18 protein-coding genes are annotated in these 16,751 nt (G+C 36.9%); 13 read left to right on the forward strand and 5 right to left on the reverse strand.

Going from position 1 to position 16,751, the window contains the following annotated elements:
• Positions 1 to 5: 5 nt before the first annotated feature.
• The 7 genes from CIK00_RS04060 (at position 6) to CIK00_RS04090 (ending at position 5,933) form a co-directional block, all read left to right on the forward strand.
• A complete protein-coding gene (locus CIK00_RS04060) occupies positions 6 to 911 on the forward strand; it encodes a VirK/YbjX family protein (RefSeq protein ID WP_101767831.1) in 906 nt (301 codons plus the stop codon).
• Positions 912 to 1,182: 271 nt separating this feature from the next.
• Positions 1,183 to 1,434, forward strand: a complete 252-nt coding sequence (locus tag CIK00_RS04065) for a hypothetical protein (protein ID WP_101767656.1) — start codon at positions 1,183 to 1,185, stop codon at positions 1,432 to 1,434.
• A 265-nt stretch (positions 1,435 to 1,699) separates the two neighbouring features.
• Positions 1,700 to 2,488 (forward strand): phytanoyl-CoA dioxygenase family protein, encoded by a 789-nt coding sequence (locus tag CIK00_RS04070; RefSeq protein ID WP_101767657.1) that lies wholly within the window; start codon positions 1,700 to 1,702, stop codon positions 2,486 to 2,488.
• A gap of 313 nt (positions 2,489 to 2,801) precedes the next feature.
• Entirely contained in the window at positions 2,802 to 3,263 is a 462-nt protein-coding gene (locus CIK00_RS04075) for a hypothetical protein (RefSeq protein ID WP_101767658.1), read from the forward strand.
• Between the two features lie 2 nt (positions 3,264 to 3,265).
• Positions 3,266 to 4,318: a ParA family protein gene (locus CIK00_RS04080; protein WP_167388513.1), complete on the forward strand. Its 1,053-nt coding sequence runs from the start codon at positions 3,266 to 3,268 to the stop codon at positions 4,316 to 4,318.
• Between the two features lie 539 nt (positions 4,319 to 4,857).
• Entirely contained in the window at positions 4,858 to 5,259 is a 402-nt protein-coding gene (locus CIK00_RS04085) for an MbcA/ParS/Xre antitoxin family protein (RefSeq protein WP_101767660.1), read from the forward strand.
• Positions 5,250 to 5,933 (forward strand): RES family NAD+ phosphorylase, encoded by a 684-nt coding sequence (locus tag CIK00_RS04090; protein ID WP_101767661.1) that lies wholly within the window; start codon positions 5,250 to 5,252, stop codon positions 5,931 to 5,933. The genes CIK00_RS04085 and CIK00_RS04090 overlap by 10 nt, the downstream gene beginning before the upstream one ends.
• A gap of 138 nt (positions 5,934 to 6,071) precedes the next feature.
• On the opposite strand, the gene CIK00_RS04095 is transcribed toward CIK00_RS04090, so the two are convergent.
• The gene (locus tag CIK00_RS04095) at positions 6,072 to 7,217 is read right to left on the reverse strand and encodes a M14 family metallopeptidase (RefSeq protein ID WP_101767662.1); all 1,146 of its coding nucleotides are present in this window, start codon (positions 7,215 to 7,217) and stop codon (positions 6,072 to 6,074) included.
• A 402-nt stretch (positions 7,218 to 7,619) separates the two neighbouring features.
• Between CIK00_RS04095 and CIK00_RS04100 the strand changes: the two genes are divergently transcribed.
• Complete coding sequence (locus CIK00_RS04100; RefSeq protein WP_101767663.1) at positions 7,620 to 8,666, forward strand: FUSC family protein; 1,047 nt, start codon at positions 7,620 to 7,622, stop codon at positions 8,664 to 8,666.
• Between the two features lie 15 nt (positions 8,667 to 8,681).
• Here CIK00_RS04100 and CIK00_RS04105 read toward each other — a convergent pair whose 3' ends face one another.
• Together CIK00_RS04105 and CIK00_RS04110 are read right to left on the reverse strand one after the other, a co-directional pair.
• Complete coding sequence (locus CIK00_RS04105; RefSeq protein WP_101767664.1) at positions 8,682 to 9,020, reverse strand: c-type cytochrome; 339 nt, start codon at positions 9,018 to 9,020, stop codon at positions 8,682 to 8,684.
• Positions 9,021 to 9,166: 146 nt separating this feature from the next.
• Positions 9,167 to 10,138 carry a DNA ligase gene (locus tag CIK00_RS04110; protein WP_233426528.1) on the reverse strand — a complete coding sequence of 324 codons (972 nt, stop codon included), beginning with the start codon at positions 10,136 to 10,138 and terminating at the stop codon, positions 9,167 to 9,169.
• A gap of 287 nt (positions 10,139 to 10,425) precedes the next feature.
• Between CIK00_RS04110 and CIK00_RS04115 the strand changes: the two genes are divergently transcribed.
• Positions 10,426 to 11,484 (forward strand): PTS transporter subunit IIC, encoded by a 1,059-nt coding sequence (locus CIK00_RS04115; RefSeq protein ID WP_101767665.1) that lies wholly within the window; start codon positions 10,426 to 10,428, stop codon positions 11,482 to 11,484.
• 51 nt (positions 11,485 to 11,535) lie between these two features.
• On the opposite strand, the gene CIK00_RS04120 is transcribed toward CIK00_RS04115, so the two are convergent.
• A complete protein-coding gene (locus tag CIK00_RS04120; RefSeq protein WP_101767666.1) occupies positions 11,536 to 12,048 on the reverse strand; it encodes a hypothetical protein in 513 nt (170 codons plus the stop codon).
• Positions 12,049 to 12,336: 288 nt separating this feature from the next.
• On the opposite strand from CIK00_RS04120, the gene CIK00_RS04125 reads away from it, so the two are divergent.
• Positions 12,337 to 13,035, forward strand: coding sequence for a hypothetical protein (locus CIK00_RS04125; protein WP_101767667.1), 699 nt, complete (start codon positions 12,337 to 12,339; stop codon positions 13,033 to 13,035).
• Positions 13,036 to 13,106: 71 nt separating this feature from the next.
• Here CIK00_RS04125 and CIK00_RS04130 read toward each other — a convergent pair whose 3' ends face one another.
• Positions 13,107 to 14,594, reverse strand: a complete 1,488-nt coding sequence (locus CIK00_RS04130) for an FAD-dependent oxidoreductase (RefSeq protein WP_101767833.1) — start codon at positions 14,592 to 14,594, stop codon at positions 13,107 to 13,109.
• Positions 14,595 to 14,874: 280 nt separating this feature from the next.
• Between CIK00_RS04130 and CIK00_RS04135 the strand changes: the two genes are divergently transcribed.
• From CIK00_RS04135 to CIK00_RS04145, 3 genes are all read left to right on the forward strand, one after another.
• Positions 14,875 to 15,303 carry a hotdog fold thioesterase gene (locus CIK00_RS04135; RefSeq protein ID WP_101767668.1) on the forward strand — a complete coding sequence of 143 codons (429 nt, stop codon included), beginning with the start codon at positions 14,875 to 14,877 and terminating at the stop codon, positions 15,301 to 15,303.
• 5 nt (positions 15,304 to 15,308) lie between these two features.
• Positions 15,309 to 15,545, forward strand: coding sequence for a DUF3389 domain-containing protein (locus CIK00_RS04140; RefSeq protein WP_101767669.1), 237 nt, complete (start codon positions 15,309 to 15,311; stop codon positions 15,543 to 15,545).
• 172 nt (positions 15,546 to 15,717) lie between these two features.
• The gene (locus CIK00_RS04145) at positions 15,718 to 16,713 is read left to right on the forward strand and encodes an outer membrane beta-barrel protein (protein WP_101767670.1); all 996 of its coding nucleotides are present in this window, start codon (positions 15,718 to 15,720) and stop codon (positions 16,711 to 16,713) included.
• The last annotated feature ends 38 nt before the right edge of the window (positions 16,714 to 16,751 follow it).

The following is a 16,751-nucleotide window of genomic DNA, read 5'->3' on the forward strand; positions in this document are numbered from 1 at the left end:
GCGTGATAAAGTCAAATATATCTCTTAGTAACCACGCAAAAATTATTTATCCAGATAGCCAAGCTAAAAAATACTCACCATTATGGCGTTATAGAGTGAAATTTATTCTTCGCGCAATGTTCTATCATAAAGCTTTCCAGCATATCACTTCTGAAATTGATCCTTCTTTGCTAGATACTTTATGTCAACGTAACCCTCGTTTTTTAGAAAAACCATTTCGTCCCTATGTGATTTATGGAACAAATGCGACTGAACGGGCAAAATTTGTTGTAGAGCATTTTAAGTTTGTCTCTCAATTACCAGCACATATTCGTGACGCTATTTATAAAGATCGTTATGGATTAACACTGTGTAACTTTACTGTTGATGATGTCGATTATTGTTTTAAATTGACATTCTATGCTCGTTATCAAAAAGAGGGTGATATGAGTTTAACGCTCTTTAATGATGCGGATGAAAACTTTTATACCCTGACATTTGCGATTCGAGAAGTAAAAGGGAAGCGTCAATTAGTGATTGGTGGTTTACAAGGCCCTGCGAGTAGCCCTGAAAATAACCAAAAAATAAAATTACTGACTAAAGCATTATTCGGACAACGTCCAAAAGATTTAATGATTAAAATGGTCACACTGCTCGCAAATGTTTGGCAGGTAGACACACTGCTTGCTATAAAGAATAGTGCCCATACTTATTCAGCAAAGCGTTACGCTACCGGCAAAATCAAGATGGATTACGATAAGCATTGGTTAGCATTAGGTGCAACTGAGTTTGATGAGCATTTATATCAATTAACGCTTGAAGATATTCGCCGTAATCCTGAAGATATTTCACGCCCTAAACGTGCAATGTATCGTCGACGCTATGAGTGGTTAGATAATACAAAAGTGTTGATTGAACAGAATCTAAAATAATTAGATGTGTTAATTTATCTGTTATTTATTAGATGACACTAACAAACGGCTACCTCTTTAGGTGGCCGTTTGCTGTTATGTTTATAAAGTATAGTAACGAAAGCTAAACAATGCTTAGATTAACTGCGATATAGCACCTGTTTTTCTCACTGATAACGCTATTTTTACGATATATCAATATTGTCAGTGGGTTCTCATACTGACGTGATATATTTCGCATTATAGGTAAATTGAAATAGCACGCTATCCATAACAATAGGTTTATAAGATCATGAACAACCCAACAGATTTTTACACACTAAAGCCAGAAATTATTTCACGTCCAGAGTCAGAAGGCTCATTAGCGACTAAATCATCGATGTTTATCAAACAGACTCGCGTGTATATCCTGAACGTTCAGGAATTCGTTGATAATGACGATAAGAGTGAAAACCCATTTGGTGTTGAACAATATGCGCTTTGGCCTCGTTTAGCAAAAAGCAAAAAGCGTTTAGAAGATCGTGGTTACATCTTTAATTTTTAACAAAAGATACAAACAACAAAAGATAGGACACCCATAAAATTACGCTAAATATGACGGGTAATAATACCGTTATTATTTGCTGTGAATACCTGCGAGGGCGATAGGGAATCTACTCACTGTGTGTGGAAATCTTAAAGAATAAAGATATGGGTGTCCTGTATTTTTTAATGATGATTTTATTACTTGGTTGAATACCACCAGTCTGGCATTATGCGCCCAAGAATACCGTCGTCAGTAAACGGTACCGAGAGTGTGAAGGTAGTCAGTGATAGAAAACAGCCAGCAATTAAGTAACCGTTATGATGAACATGGTTACTTTGTGATTAGAAATTATTTCGACGAAGCTCAGATTTCATTACTTAGAAAAGTGGTGCTAAAGTTCCATGAATTGTGGAAAGCAGACAACACAGAGTTTTATCATGAAGAAGCATTTAACTCGTCTTTAATTACGGGCAGCGAATATCTACCCATCGATGATAGAACGGTACTTTTTGACTTTATCAGCTCAAAAAAGATCATGGACGTTGTTGATGCAGTGATACCTGAAAATCCTGCATTTATGAATACACAACTGTTTTTCAACCCCGTAAATCCGCAACAAAAAGACTTTTGGCATCGTGACTGTCAATATGACTATGATCTTGAAGACCAAATGAAAGTCATATTAGAAACGCAAGTGTTACATCTTCGAGTGCCTTTATTTGATGAACTTGGCATGGAAATCATCCCCGGTACGCACAAGCGATGGGACAACGAAGAAGAGCACAATGTTCGCCAAGAAGAAAATGGTAAAGTCAGCAATGATAGCATCTCTGGCGGTAAACAAATTGGGTTAGCAGCGGGTGACTTGTTAGTGTTTTCAGCTGATATGATCCACCGAGGCTTATACGGCTTAGATCGTTTAGCATTGGATATTTTGATCTTTGACTCAGCAGCTGATTATGTCGATTACGTTGATGATGATTGCTTACCGCCCCAATCAATATTAAATAAGATTGCCGACCCAAGGCTATTTCTCAACACCTTGCACCTGAAATCAATGGTGTGTGCTTAAAGATAAAAAGATGGGACAGCCATAAGTTTGATTGTTATCCATTATTTTAAATAGAAAATACTGTGCCAACCTCCGTCATTCCCTACAGTGAATGCCCGCGAGGGCGATAGGGAATCTAGTCCCTACGTGTTGGGATATTAAAGAGTGAAGATATGGGTGTCCTGTGTTTTTAATTAGATATAAATATAGATATAAGTAAAATAGGATAAGCGGTTATATGAAAGATTTTACCATCTAATTATCTGATGTTTAAAGGAAATGTTTGTGATAAAATCGTCATTAATTTAATTATTGACTTTTTTTAGGGATTTGTATGGATCAGTTTTCTGAGCTGAGCGAATTAGTCAAAGGTGTTTTTTCTTGGGTAATATTATTACCTATTTCAGTTATTGTATCTGGAAAGCTTCTAGCTCAGCCTATTGCGTTATCTGTTGCATCTGAACAGTTGTTTAAAATTAATCTAAAGATCTTAAAGATTCAATCTACAGGTAATGAGGTTATTTTAGGTTTCGCTGGTTTTATCATAACTACATTTATATTAGGAGTATTTGCTGGTCAAAAAGTTTATGCTTTAGTTAAAATTAATTTTGGCATTGATCCTGGTCAATTCCAATCTATTTGTTTCTTTGGTGCCTTTTTGACGGTATTATGGACTGCTATTTTTTTTGTGATTCATTATACTTTTAGTATGAAAAATGGTTCAAGCTTTATTGAAAATAAAAATGAATACGAGCAACGAATTATAGAACTAAAAGATAAAGGTATTAAGGGATGAATATGTGTAAGGATAAAAGTACATCTTGTAAGGTGTTAGCTATTGTTAGTGGTAAAGGCGGTAGTGGTAAAACGATGCTTACATCTACAATCGCTAGTATTTTAGATGAATCAGGGAAATCAGTTTTATTAATTGATGCTGACTTTGGTACGGCAGGACTTACATATTATTTAGGATTGAATGAAGTATCAAATATTAGTGTAGGCTTGACTAATATATTTTCTAATAAAAAATCCACATCTCTTGATTCTGAAGATATAATTGAAAATTTAAATTCTTACAAGAATACTTCATTTATTGGTGTTGGAGACCATAGGCGTTATAAAGAATCTGGAGGGCAGAATTTTTTTCATGAATACTTTGATGATTTTTTAACAATAATTAAAGAAAAAAATATATTTGATTATATTGTTATAGATTGTCGTGGTGGTATTGATGAAGAATCTATAACTGTATGTAGGTCTGCTGATGATATTATTATTGTTGCTGAAACTGATACTACATCATTTCAAGCAACACAATATTTAGTTGATGTTCTTTATGATAACGGTATATCAGATAAAATAACTGGATTTTTCATTAATAAAGTATTTGATGATCCGTCTGTAATTATGCGCAATGGAGCAGTGAGTTTTAAATGTAGATATTTATCTTCTATTCCATTTGATCTTGATGCAATAAAAAGCTTTATCGTTGGTGAAATTCCATCAATTTCTGGGACATTTAGTTCTCAAATTTGGAATGGATTATGTAAAATTAATAGTCTTAATGATATTAAAAAACCAATAATGAAACCGTTGAAGTCTAATCAATTTTCAATAGTTAGTTTTAAAGATGTAAAAATAAATATTGGTTCTTATCTTTTATCAATTGTATTATTTTTATCTATATTCATGATTCTTATTTCTTTATTTATGTCTAATGATGATTTATATTCAAATTTATGGCCATTCTTTTTGGTATCTTTGATTTTATCAATATTTACTTCTTCAGATAAAGTTAAAAAGAAAATTGGTTCGTATTATATAAAATTATTATCTATATTTAAAAGTTAAATTGTTAATTAAAAGATATCTATTTATGTTTGCTTTTTAATACTTGGATAATTATTTTCTATAATAGATTTAAATATTTACCGAGTCGACGACATCTATTCAAAGTACTAGAAAAGTAATTATTACGGATATTATAAATAGAAAAAATATAGAACCATATAAATTATTATCTAACCATCTAGCTTTAAATAAAAACGGCCATCTTTTTAGGTGGCCGTTTTTATTTAAACTTACCAAACAGCAGTATTAACTGTAGGCTACTTGGGTGTAATAGAAACATAGGACACCCATGAAATTGTATCGATATGGTAGTTAATAACTAACCGTTATTCTCTACAGTGAATGCCCGTGAGGGCGATAGGGAATCTACTTACAGCGTGCTGAAATTTTCAAGAAAAGATATGGGTGTCCTATGTTTTTTTGGGTGGTGGAAATGCGTTTTTTCAAAATAGTGCATCCAATTATCGTTGTATTAAAATCATTTACATTAGTCCATATCTGGACTAAATTATAATAAAGCTCCATTTGAGGATTTTATTATGAGTTTAGCCAAAGAGAGCGGTTTTGATGCTAAAGCATTAGCAATGGCTGGGTTTAAAGCTGCCGATAATATTTTATCGGCATGGGGATGCACTGCCCAGCAAAGCCAACATATTTTAAAGCTGTCAAAATCGTCATATCATAAATTTAAAGCGACGCCTGAAACAACCAAATTAAGTGATGATCAACTAGAACGTGTCAGCTATCTATTAAATATGCATCAAGCATTGCGTATTGTATTTAGTAACCCAGTTAATATTAGTAATTTTATGGGGATGAAAAATAACAATGATTATTTTTCAGGGCGTTCACCGCTGGAAATTATTGAATCAGGAAAGTTTGGTGATTTATATGAAGTTGCACGGCGTGTTGATGCGTTGAGAGGTGGGCTATGGGGATAGAAGATAGCCAGTTAATGATGAAAGGCCATCGATTAATTAATACTAAATATCCTACGATTAATCTATTTGATGATGTGGCGAGTCCTGAAGAATTTGAGATGTTATATGCAATTCAAGCAATGACAAATCCTCGGTTACGTGATGAAGTGGGAAATATATCATTAATCAATACATCAGAGATTCCATTTCACTGCGAACGTGGGCGTAGTTATGCGGTTGCCCCATTTACACATATTAATCCTAATGGTGGTCGATTTAACGATGGGTATTTTGGCGCGTTGTATATCGCATTAAGTGAAGAGACTGCCGCATTAGAAGTTAAATATCATCAAGAAAAGTATTGGTCGAATATTGAAGGCTTAGAATATGATCGCTTCGTATTTAGAAATTTAATTGTTAGCTATAATCTAGAATCTTGCCATGAAGTGACACATAAGGATGATGACATACTTAACCTTAATTCTTATGTTGCTTCACAGCAATTAGCGCGTGAATTAAAGAAAGATAACTGCCAAGCGGTAAAATATCCCTCAGTACGTTCAGAGTTGGGCATCTGTTGGGCGCTGTTTACGCCAAAGCCTGTTCATGATGTTGTGCAATCGAATCTTCTGGAAATGATTTGGGATGGCGAGAAGATAGCTGAAGTAAATAAAATTAATCATATGAATATTTAGTTATCGCCCCTTGTGAGTTTTTTCTCTAAAGACGTTTTATAGTACCAATTTAATACTTTTATTTTGTTGTTTATATGAGCAAATAAAAAACGACCACCCAAAGGCAGCCGCTAATTTTATACCTATCAATAATCAGTATTAACGAAGATCATCAGTAACAGCAAGTACTGCTGCTAGGGTGTCATGACCAAAACCAATACTACGCTCTGGAGACCAGCCGTATAGGCTATCTGGATGTTTATTATGATCTTTAAATGGCATTTCAACAGTGTAAGACAAGCAGTTGAATTGCTCGCCAACCCAGTTTGATGCCACTGTTAGGTTAGCTTCGCCTGGCTTATCTTTGCCGTAGCCGTGTTCGTCTTGGAACTCTGGCGTTACTGTTAATAACGCTTGTTTGAATTTATTTTCAAGATTTTCAAGGCGCGCATCGTATGATGGAATACCTTCAGAACCCGCAACAAAGTTAAATGGAATTGCTTCATCACCGTGGATATCAAGGAACATATCTATGCCAGTTGCTAGCATTTTCTCACGTACATAGAAAACTTCAGGGCTGTTTTCTAGTGATGGTGTTTGCCACTCACGGTTAAGGTTCACACCAATGGCATTTAAGCGTAGGTGACCACGTGCGCTGCCATCTGGATTCATGTTAGGTACAACATAGAATACCGCTTTGTTTAATAGGGCACGACCCACAGTGTCAGTTTCATCCAACAAGCGTTGTACTAAGCCTTCAACAAACCATTCTGCCATAGTCTCGCCTGGGTGTTGACGTGCAATTACCCAGATTTTTTTCTTTGGTGCTTCTTCGTTATCTACTGCGTCTTCATCACCAATTACTAATAGGCTCACATCGCGATTATCAAGCGTATGACCTAATGTTTCTAGGCGACAGTTGTAATGGCTTTGCGCAAGATGCAATAGATCTTGATGACGATCGTAACTGTACGGTGCAAAGTAAGCGAAGTACATTGATTCATTTTCAGGAATAACAGTGAACGTTAATGTGTCACCATCAAACTCTGAAGGGATACGGAACCACTCTTCACGATCATAAGAGGCCACAACATCATAGCCATTCCAACCTTCAGGGTAGGCTGAGTTAGCCAGATCTAATAACTTAATAGTATGAGGTTGTTGAGCTTCTGATTCTAAACGGAAGTGAAACCACTGATGAAGTTCAGATTGGTTATCGTTAGGAATGCTCAGTTGAATGTCGTCTTTGCTATCAGCTTTAACAACATTGATGCTACCGCTTTCGAAGTTACTGAAAATTTTCATGGTGTTTGCTCGTTATATTTATAAGTATTTAATTAGGCTATCACAAACTACTGTAATCGATAATGATTTTTGTTCATCAAAATAAGGTTTCATTGTTAGATTGAGTGATTAATCATCAATAGCGTTGTTTTGTGTGATAGATCGGTAAAAATGGTGGTGACAAGTTTATGTTTTAGGTGTTGTTGGAATCTAATAATACTGGTTAATATAATTTAAAACAAAATGCATAGATTGTATTAAAACAGCAATTAAAGAACGATAATGTGATTAAGTCGGCTTTTGAAGTGATAAGTTATGCATTTGTTGTGGTGGGCGCTTATATTTTGTGGCTGGTGATTTTAAAAATCGTGTGTTATTTGTATCTTTTTTCAACATTAAATCTTTGTGTGGTTACAACACTAAATGAAAACTTTTCATCAACAGATCATCAAGCACATGCGCTTATTTCATGTACTACGCATTATTATCGCTTCTATTATTGCTTTTTCGATCGATATTATATTTAAGCTTCCATACGGTACTTGGGCACCGATCACTATTATAGTGGTGATGTCGGCGAAGTATTCAGGTGAGGTATCAGATAAAGCCAGCCAGCGAATATTGGGGACGACTATCGGGGCAATTTTAGGGTTGTCGTTGTATTTTTTCCCGATTGATAATGTCTATTGGCACTATGGCTTATTAATTGTGATGCTCAGTGTGTCACTGTACTTTACGTTAGGTAAATATTCATACAGTGCTATTTTAACCTCGGTGACATTGGTGTTGGTTGCAGGTAGTGGTCCTGGGGATTTACATATCGCATTATGGCGTACAACCAATGTGTTATGGGGTGGGTTAGTGGCGATTATGGCGAGTCAATATTTATTCCCTGCTAAAGCAACCGATCATTTTAAATTAGCCTGTGGTGATTTCTTACGTATATTTCATCAAAACTATTCTGAGCATAATGCATTGGTTAATAGTGATGATGCTTATCGTGAAATTCAGCTATCTCAGCTACGACAAACCTTAAATAAGATCACGTCATTAGAATCGAGTATTGGGCATGAATCACCTGAAATGAAATTGTCTGTTAAAAAAGCGATTGCCTGTCAGGTGAGAATGTTCAATTTATTTGAAAATATTATTCAAACACAATGGCGTCATCAATACAGCAAAGAGAAAGTACAAGAAATACGGGCATTGTCGCAAGCAAAAGAGCAGTTATCACAGATGTGTGAGTTATTGGGTGAAGACTTATTATCACCTCAAAAGCCGTTAATGGTGCTCAATAAAAAACAACTGGATATTTTGGCGTTATATCCAAAGTTAGCACCGAGTGTTGATGGTCGAACTGATATTAGCTATTACGGCTATTTATGGCTTAATCGAGAATTGGCACGTCAGGTTGCAGAGCTTTCTGAGTGGTTGTGCCAATTTGAAACGATTAAGAATGAGGTACTCTAATTTAAGCGGTAGCGGTTATTTCATCGCTGAATAATAAGCGGCGATATCCGCCAGATCTTGTGCGTTTAGATTTTGTAATTGACCTTTCATCATGCCCGCCATTGGACCAAGACGCATGTCATTAGTATAAGCAAGCATTGCATCATAAAGGTATTGCTGTTGTTGACCTGCAAGGTTGGGGTAATTGGGCTGTGACGCAATACCATTACTACCATGGCAGAAACGGCAACTTGGGGTTTTTAGTTCTCCTTTGCTTGCATCACCTTTGGGCATGGCGTAAGCATTACTGCTCATCGCGATAATAAGCAGTATAGCGGTTGTTAGAGTGCGAAAACCGTTAAATAGGTATGTCATTATAAGCCATCAGTTGTAAGGAATATGATTGTCATAGTAAAGTGATACCACAACTAATCAATGACTTAATCGGCATTTTTGCTTAAAAAGTGTAACAATCAATGTCATAAATAATTACATTGATTGTGTTGTTACTCTTTACGAAATTAGCTATCAGGATTATTACGAACTCGAATGAAACGCGCAAAACGAGGGATCCCGCGATCGGTATAGCCGTTATAGCGATATTGAATGGTTGAACCAATAGCGGGTGGTGTTTGTCGCTGTTGATCATTAAAACCTGAGCCTATTTTAAAGGTGTTATTTGTCGCTGTTTTCACCCACACCGATCCCATCATGCCTTGATATTTACCGTTACCTTCTTCATAACCAATGATTATCGCTTCTGCATCGTGATGATTTTTAAGTTTTAATAAATGTTCAGTTCGCCCTGATGTGTAATTATTAGATTTATGATGCAGCATTAATCCTTCACCATCATGACTACTAATAATATCGAGCCATTGTACTAAGATTGCCAGATTATCGAGTGATTTATGTTCAACCCATTGTAAGTGTTTAAGGGGTTGATTATTTTGATCGCGTTGTTGTTCGATTAATACTTGTAATTGGTGGTAACGGTCGCTGAATGGAGCACTGCTATGGGGCAGATCAAATACCATATAATTGACATTTTTCCATGCTAAATCATCAGGTTCATTATCAAGCACAATACGGGTTAATGCTTGAAATTGGCCGCGTTCAATCCATAATTCACCGTCTAATGGTGTGCTTGGAAAGTTGGCATAAAACCATGTTGGTGCATGAATAATATTGCCTGTTTTAGTAAGAAGTTGCTGACCATTCCAATAGGCGCGAATGCCATCTAATTTTTCACTTACTAAATAATCAGTAACCGTGAAAATATCGTGAATTTGATTATCATCACTATAATATGCTGCATTTAATTGTTCGCTAGGTAAGCTTTTGGCGAGCATTAATTGTGGTTGTGCTGCGGAAAGAGGAAAACTCAAAGAGAGACTAATTAATGCGGCAATGGGTGTTAAGCGTCTATTAATCTGTTGAAAATTAAAGCTATTATTGCAATGCGGCAGTGTTTGACGATGTATTAATGGCATGGTGTTTATTCCTAGTAAGCACATGAGTCATAACAGTAAATAAACGCCATTAATGGGTAAATTATTATGCTCTATTTTTAGTTGTGTTTGTGTTGATGTTAGAGTTACGGAATGTGAATTAGGTTACAGTTACATAATTAATGTGTTAAAGGTGCTAAATCTGAATTAATCATGTTGAGTATTAATATAGTCTAAATGATAAAAAAAGTAACTTATTGACTGTATTTATAGACATGCTGAGGTAAAATTCTGCCACTATTGAACTCTTTTATGTGGTTTTTGTCGTAATGCAGTCTTTTTTGTCACGTCTTCTTGCTCGTATCCATCACTTTCTTGTGTCTAAAAATATTACCATTTCTTTTCATTGCTATTTTATTCATGCAATGAGCTTTATGGCACTAGGTTTATTTTCATCACTATTGATTGGCTCGATTTTAAATACGATTGGGATTAAATTTGCACTCCCACTCTTGAGTGATGTCTTGTGGCCAATAGCAAAGCAAATGACGGGACCCGCTATTGGTGTGGCTATTGCTTATGCATTAAAAGCGCCACCATTAGTTTTGTTTTCATCCACAATTGCTGGTGCTGCGGGGGCGGCAATGGGGGGGCCTGTAGGTGCTTATGTTGCCAGTATTTGTGCGGTAGAGTGCGGTAAATTGGTCGCGGGTGAAACCAAGGTTGATATTTTGGTTACGCCTGCTGTAACCGTCTTGGTTGGAGTGTTTATTGGTAGTTGGATTGGGCCATTGGTCGGTGCGGTAATGACTCAGTTTGGACAATTGATTATGTCTACTACTCAATTACAACCGTTATTGATGGGAGCATTAGTGGCGGTGTTAATGGGGATGGCGTTAACATTACCGATTAGTAGTGCAGCCATTGCAATTATGCTGAGTTTAAATGGTTTAGCGGCAGGTGCTGCTACTGTTGGTTGTGCTGCGCAAATGGTGGGTTTTGCCGTCATGAGTTATCGGGTTAACGGTTGGGCCGGTATTTTCGCTCAAGGGCTAGGGACTTCGATGTTACAAATGCCAAACATTGTTAAGAATTATAAAATTTGGATCCCACCGATTGTGGCTTCTGCAATACTCGGCCCAATAGCAACCGTTGTGTTTCATATGGAAAATACGCCACTGGGTGCTGGAATGGGAACGTCAGGATTAGTAGGACAGATTCAAACATTGATAGCGATGGAACAGCCGGGAGTAAGTAGTGGCTATATTTACGGGTTGATCGTATTAATGCACTTTATTTTACCTGCCGTTATCACACTTTTTATTGCGTATATCATGCGTCGCCAAGGTTGGATTAAAGACAGTGATTTAGTGCTGAAATTAGGCTAACAGCGATGGTTAGCAATCCCTCGTCGTCGTTATTGTTAACCATACGGGTTGCTAACGCTTAGCTAACGTCGCTATTTGTTGTTGTTCGGCACATCGAAAAAAAGCATCGGCTTGGCGTTGACTGGCAATAAAAGCGAGAGGATTAAGTCCTGTAATGTGCAATTTTGTTCGATAGCTATGAGCTTTGAATGCTTCAGTGAATTGTTGAGGACTGATGTTGTTAGCATCATTAGCAATGGTGGTGGTATAAATAACGGTTTTATTGTCTATGCGCTTAAATAAATTGTGATCAACGACATAGTTAAGTTCTTCTTGTTGTTCAATATTATCAATAGCCTGCTGTGTTAATTGACCTCGAGACGGGGCTTGAAGATCGCTAAGATGATAGATTTTAACATCGTAGTGATTATTGTTATTGGTTGACATGGTTAACACGATATTATCTTGCAAACGCTCTTCTTTTACCGTGAGCGTACAATGAGTATCCGTTTGACTATAGGTTGAGTTTTCAAGCAAAGGTAATGAAAATGCTGATACAGTTAAAAAAAACAGTGGTGTGATCATAAAAGTACCATTAATGATAATGTGAATTGAAATTGATTAAATTAATCCTAGTTTGATTGAGGAGTATTTATTAATTAATATCACCAGATATTATGGTTGCAACACATTATTAAAAATGAGACGTGAGTGATAATTTAGTCGAATTTGTTAATTATTAACGTTTTTTACTAAAGACATAACATTATTTGATACAGCGTTAACAATGTATCATAAGCAAAGTGTTAACCTCATCAATAGGTAAATGTATTAGTTGTTCTTAATCCGAAAAATAAAATAGAGAAAGTGATTATGTCTATGATAACGACAAGCAAAACCCCTTTGTTATTCTCTCTTTTAGCGCTTATTGCTGGTGGTGCCATTGGCTATGGTGTCGGTATAAAAGTTGAAAAAGAGGCTAACGCTCCTGATCTTCTTAGTTGCCAACAACATTTACAGTCTCAAATGAAGCGACTTGATCACAGTACTGAACAATATCAAATATTGGTGGCAAGTAACGAGAAACAAAGTCAGCAGTTAGAGCAGACAACGAAAGATTTAACGGTAATGACAGAATTAATGGATAAGCAAAAAAAGGAGTTTTCAGCTCAGTTAGCATTGCTTACGCAAAAAAAACAAAAATTAGTGGCAACCAAACAAAAGCTAGAAGTAACGAAAAAGAAATTAGACACTGAAGTGGTTAAGTTACAAACCACCACCACCAAACAACAAGTGGTGATTGATAAATCGCAACAGTATTTTAAACGTCAAGCTGAAATGCAGGCCAATGTACAAGCAACCGAAGCTAATGTTGCAGAGTTAAAGCAAGCAGCAAAAGGCTTTAAAAAAGCGTGTGATGAATTTAAATCGGGTAACAGTTGGAATTGGGTGTCACAAAAAGATTGCGATAATTATGATCAGCAGTTAGGGCTATTAAAAGATAAACAAGCGTTATTAGGTTCTCAACAGCAGGCTTTGTCTGTCATTAATGCCGAAATAGGTAAGAAATAAATCGTATTCTATTTGAAGTATAGAGATTAAAAGTAGCTGCTATGACAGCTACTTTTATTGTTATCTAAGGGCTATTTTATATTGTGACCAATAGGGCGGGCAAGTGAGGTCGGAAAACCACGCTCTGCGGCTAACTTTTCAGCATACGCTACAATATCGTGCAAACTTAATTGTTGAGATATTGGGAATTCACTTTCACGGGTTTGCTGTGTAGGCCGTACAATTAAATGTAATGCCGCAAGCTGATCAATAATGGCATCAGCAACAGATAACGCCGACGATGCTTTTACAATTTCAGAGCGAGCATAACGTTGATGAGAATAAGAGACATCAGCTGCGCGTAATGTCGGATCATTACCTGGAATCTGTTGTGCTCCAAATAATGGTTTACCACCCACCGTTGCTTGTTCAAACTTACCCACAAATTGCGCCATATGATTAATCGCGCGTTGAGTGCGTTGTTCAATCTCTTGCTGTGACCAATGCTGTTGTAGTTTCTCTTTAAAAGACGCATTCAACTGTGGTTGAGCACTGTCTTCATTTGATGACACTAATCCATTTTTAAATAACGTAATATCTTGCGTCATGCCATGTAATTGGAAAAATCCATCAGGGTATGGGGTTAATTGCGCCATACCATTTGGCGTTCCTCGTTCGCCATGGAAAATCACTTCTGGCCATTGCGCATCACATTGTGACCAGTGAGTAATATAAGCCGCTTTAAATTCAACCATCCGCTGACGTGGAATATGTGCCAAGTCATCAATAGTGCCTGTGCGGTAACCGCCAGCATTCACTAAATAGTCAACATTGATTTGATGTTGTTGATTCGCTGAATCTTGATAACTGACTTGCCAGCCCAGACCTTGTTCGTTTTCAATTAACGACGTTACTTTAGTATTGGTATGTACATGGCATTGTGTGAGCTTGTTCAATGCAAGGGTCAAGGTTGCGGCAATTCTAAACACACTTAAACCATATTCTTGCACCATGACTAATGGATATTTGAACTGATCTAGATTGATAGATTTAGCAACAGGGATCATCCATTGATCGGGTGTTAGTGGATGCTCAGGATTAGCGCGTAATGCAAGGCGCTCTAAATCATGGCGTTGATATAATTTGAAGTAATCTTTTGGATCACCAAGAACACCATTTTTAGGATCTTGTTCTACAAGTGTTTGGTAAGTTTGTTGTAATAACGCGAGACGGGGTAATAAGTCATTAGGATTGCCGACATCATTGCAAGGGATTGCAATAACGGTGGGTCTAATATTGGTTGTGTGGCGATAAACGCGTAACGTATCAATAGATTGCTTGAGTAACGTTATGCATTGTTGATCTGATATTTCACGGTAAAGATTACCACCTGCATGCAAGTGGCAAATTGGAGGACCATTAACTAAGCTTTTTCCTTCCTCAAAAAGTTGAACATGAATACCTTGTTCAGCTAATCGAAGTGCAATAGTTGATCCTGCTATACCACCACCAATAATACCTACGGTTGTCGGTAAATCTGAGTGGGGCAAGGATGTCGTTTTACTTTCAATTAAATTCATCATACTTGAGCACGTAAATCAGCTAAAAACACCAAAAAGATTTATTTAATAACGACATGCGCTATAAATCCTTTGAATGGATAAGATTCGTCATTTTACGTTGTAATAAGGTAAAGCGAAAGTAGCTAATTAAAATTTGATTAAAAGGCTATTTATATCATTCGGTGATTGGCTTGTAGCACATAACATGAGTATGAGTATTATTTTTATGACTTATTCTAAGAGTGTTATCATTGCTCATTGAATAAATAGCATAAAGCGCCCATAAGTGGAGAATATTATGACGATTTGGCAACGACCGTTTACATTAGCACTTTTTAATCAAACCTCTAAAAATACATTAGTTGAGCATTTAGGGATTGAATACGTTGCTGTCGATGATTCATCATTATCAGCCACTATGCCTGTTGATTCTCGTACGCATCAACCGTTAGGTATGTTACATGGTGGTGCGTCCGTGGTATTAGCCGAAACATTGGGATCATTAGCTGCAAACTTTGCTGTTAGCAGTGAATATTATTGTGTGGGCTTAGATATTAATGCGAACCATATTCGTGCGGTTCGTAGTGGTTTTGTGACAGGAAAAGCCACACCGTTACATATTGGCGCAACAACGCAGGTATGGCAGATTGAAATTCGCGATGAACGTCAGCGTTTAGTCTGTACTAGCCGTTTGACGATGGCCGTTTTAAAACATAAAAAGCAGTAAATATAATGATCATTACTTTCTCTCAAGGCAAAATTATTGCAACGCAACATGAAGTTGTTATTCGTATTGATGGCAGTTGTCGAATGATGATGCAAGCACAAGTCGACGAACTAACATTAATTGGTGGCGCTAATGTGATCACGGCTGTTGGCAGTGGTTTAAATTGGTCAATTAAATTAGATACTGATGAACAATTGCAGCAGTTGGCGACTGAAATAGGTATTGCAATCACACACTATTGATTTGTTGGTTGAATATTTATATTTTATGAGCGGGTACTGATATTGGATATGCTTCGGTGATTTAAGTTTTATTTACTTATGACAATGAAATGCTATTTTGGCATTATTAACTCCGTTTGCAGACAACTGCATTCAGAACTTATTTAATATCAATCACTATAAAGTAAATAGTATGTCTAATAAATTTTTTGCACTATTACCACTCGCTGTTCTTATTTCAGGTGTTGCTCAAGCAGCACCTGCTAATCCTTATTATGTTGGTGTTCGTTTAGGTGATGCTAACTATTCTCATTTTGAACAAAATAATCATGCTTCTAACCTTGGTCTAAAGCAAAACGATCTTGGTGCTGGTATTTTTGCTGGCTATAATATTACGCCATGGTTTGCTGTTGAGACTGGCTATACGTGGTTAGGTGATGCACAAGTTAACCATCAAAATATTAAGCAACACGCGTTTGATTTAACAGGTAAAGCAACATGGCATGTTAATGATAGCTGGGGCTTATTCGCGAAAGCGGGTGGTAGTTACATGCTAACGGCTTACCATGGTAATGGCGTAAGTGATACTGATGATCACCTTGTGGGCACTGTTGGTGCAGGTGTTGAATATCAATTAACGGATCATCTATCAACACGTTTAGAGTATCAGTATTATCATGATTTATCATCAAAGCCTCGTGGTACTGATTTAGCGTATAACTTTGATACTAACTTCTATGGTCTAAGCCTTGTTTACAACTGGGGTGCAGCACCGGTTGTTGATACGATTGCTCCTGCGATGGCGCAAACAGTGACTATTGAGCCTTCAACATTATCATTAGATTATGGTGTTAATCAGTATAAATTAACCGCAGCGAATGAGAGAGCACTACAGCCAATGGCTAAACGCTTAACTCGTTACCCAAGCGCAACGATTGTTGTGACAGGTTATACCTCAAATACAGGTACTGCGGCTTATAACCAAGCGTTGTCTGAAAAGCGTGCTCATGCTGTGGCATCTGAGTTAGCAAAATACGTGACAAACCCTGATCAAGTGACAGCACAAGGTATGGGTGAACAACATCCAATCACAACCAATGCAACGGCTGAAGGTCGAGCGCAAAACCGTCGTGTAGAAATTACATCGCCAGCGCTGAAAATTGCAACAGAAGCCGCATCTGAGCGTTAATCTGTGTTATTAAAACCGGCTGTTATTGAAGAACCTGT

Origin of the sequence: Photobacterium carnosum (genome assembly GCF_002849605.1) — a bacterium.
GTDB lineage: Bacteria > Pseudomonadota > Gammaproteobacteria > Enterobacterales > Vibrionaceae > Photobacterium > Photobacterium carnosum.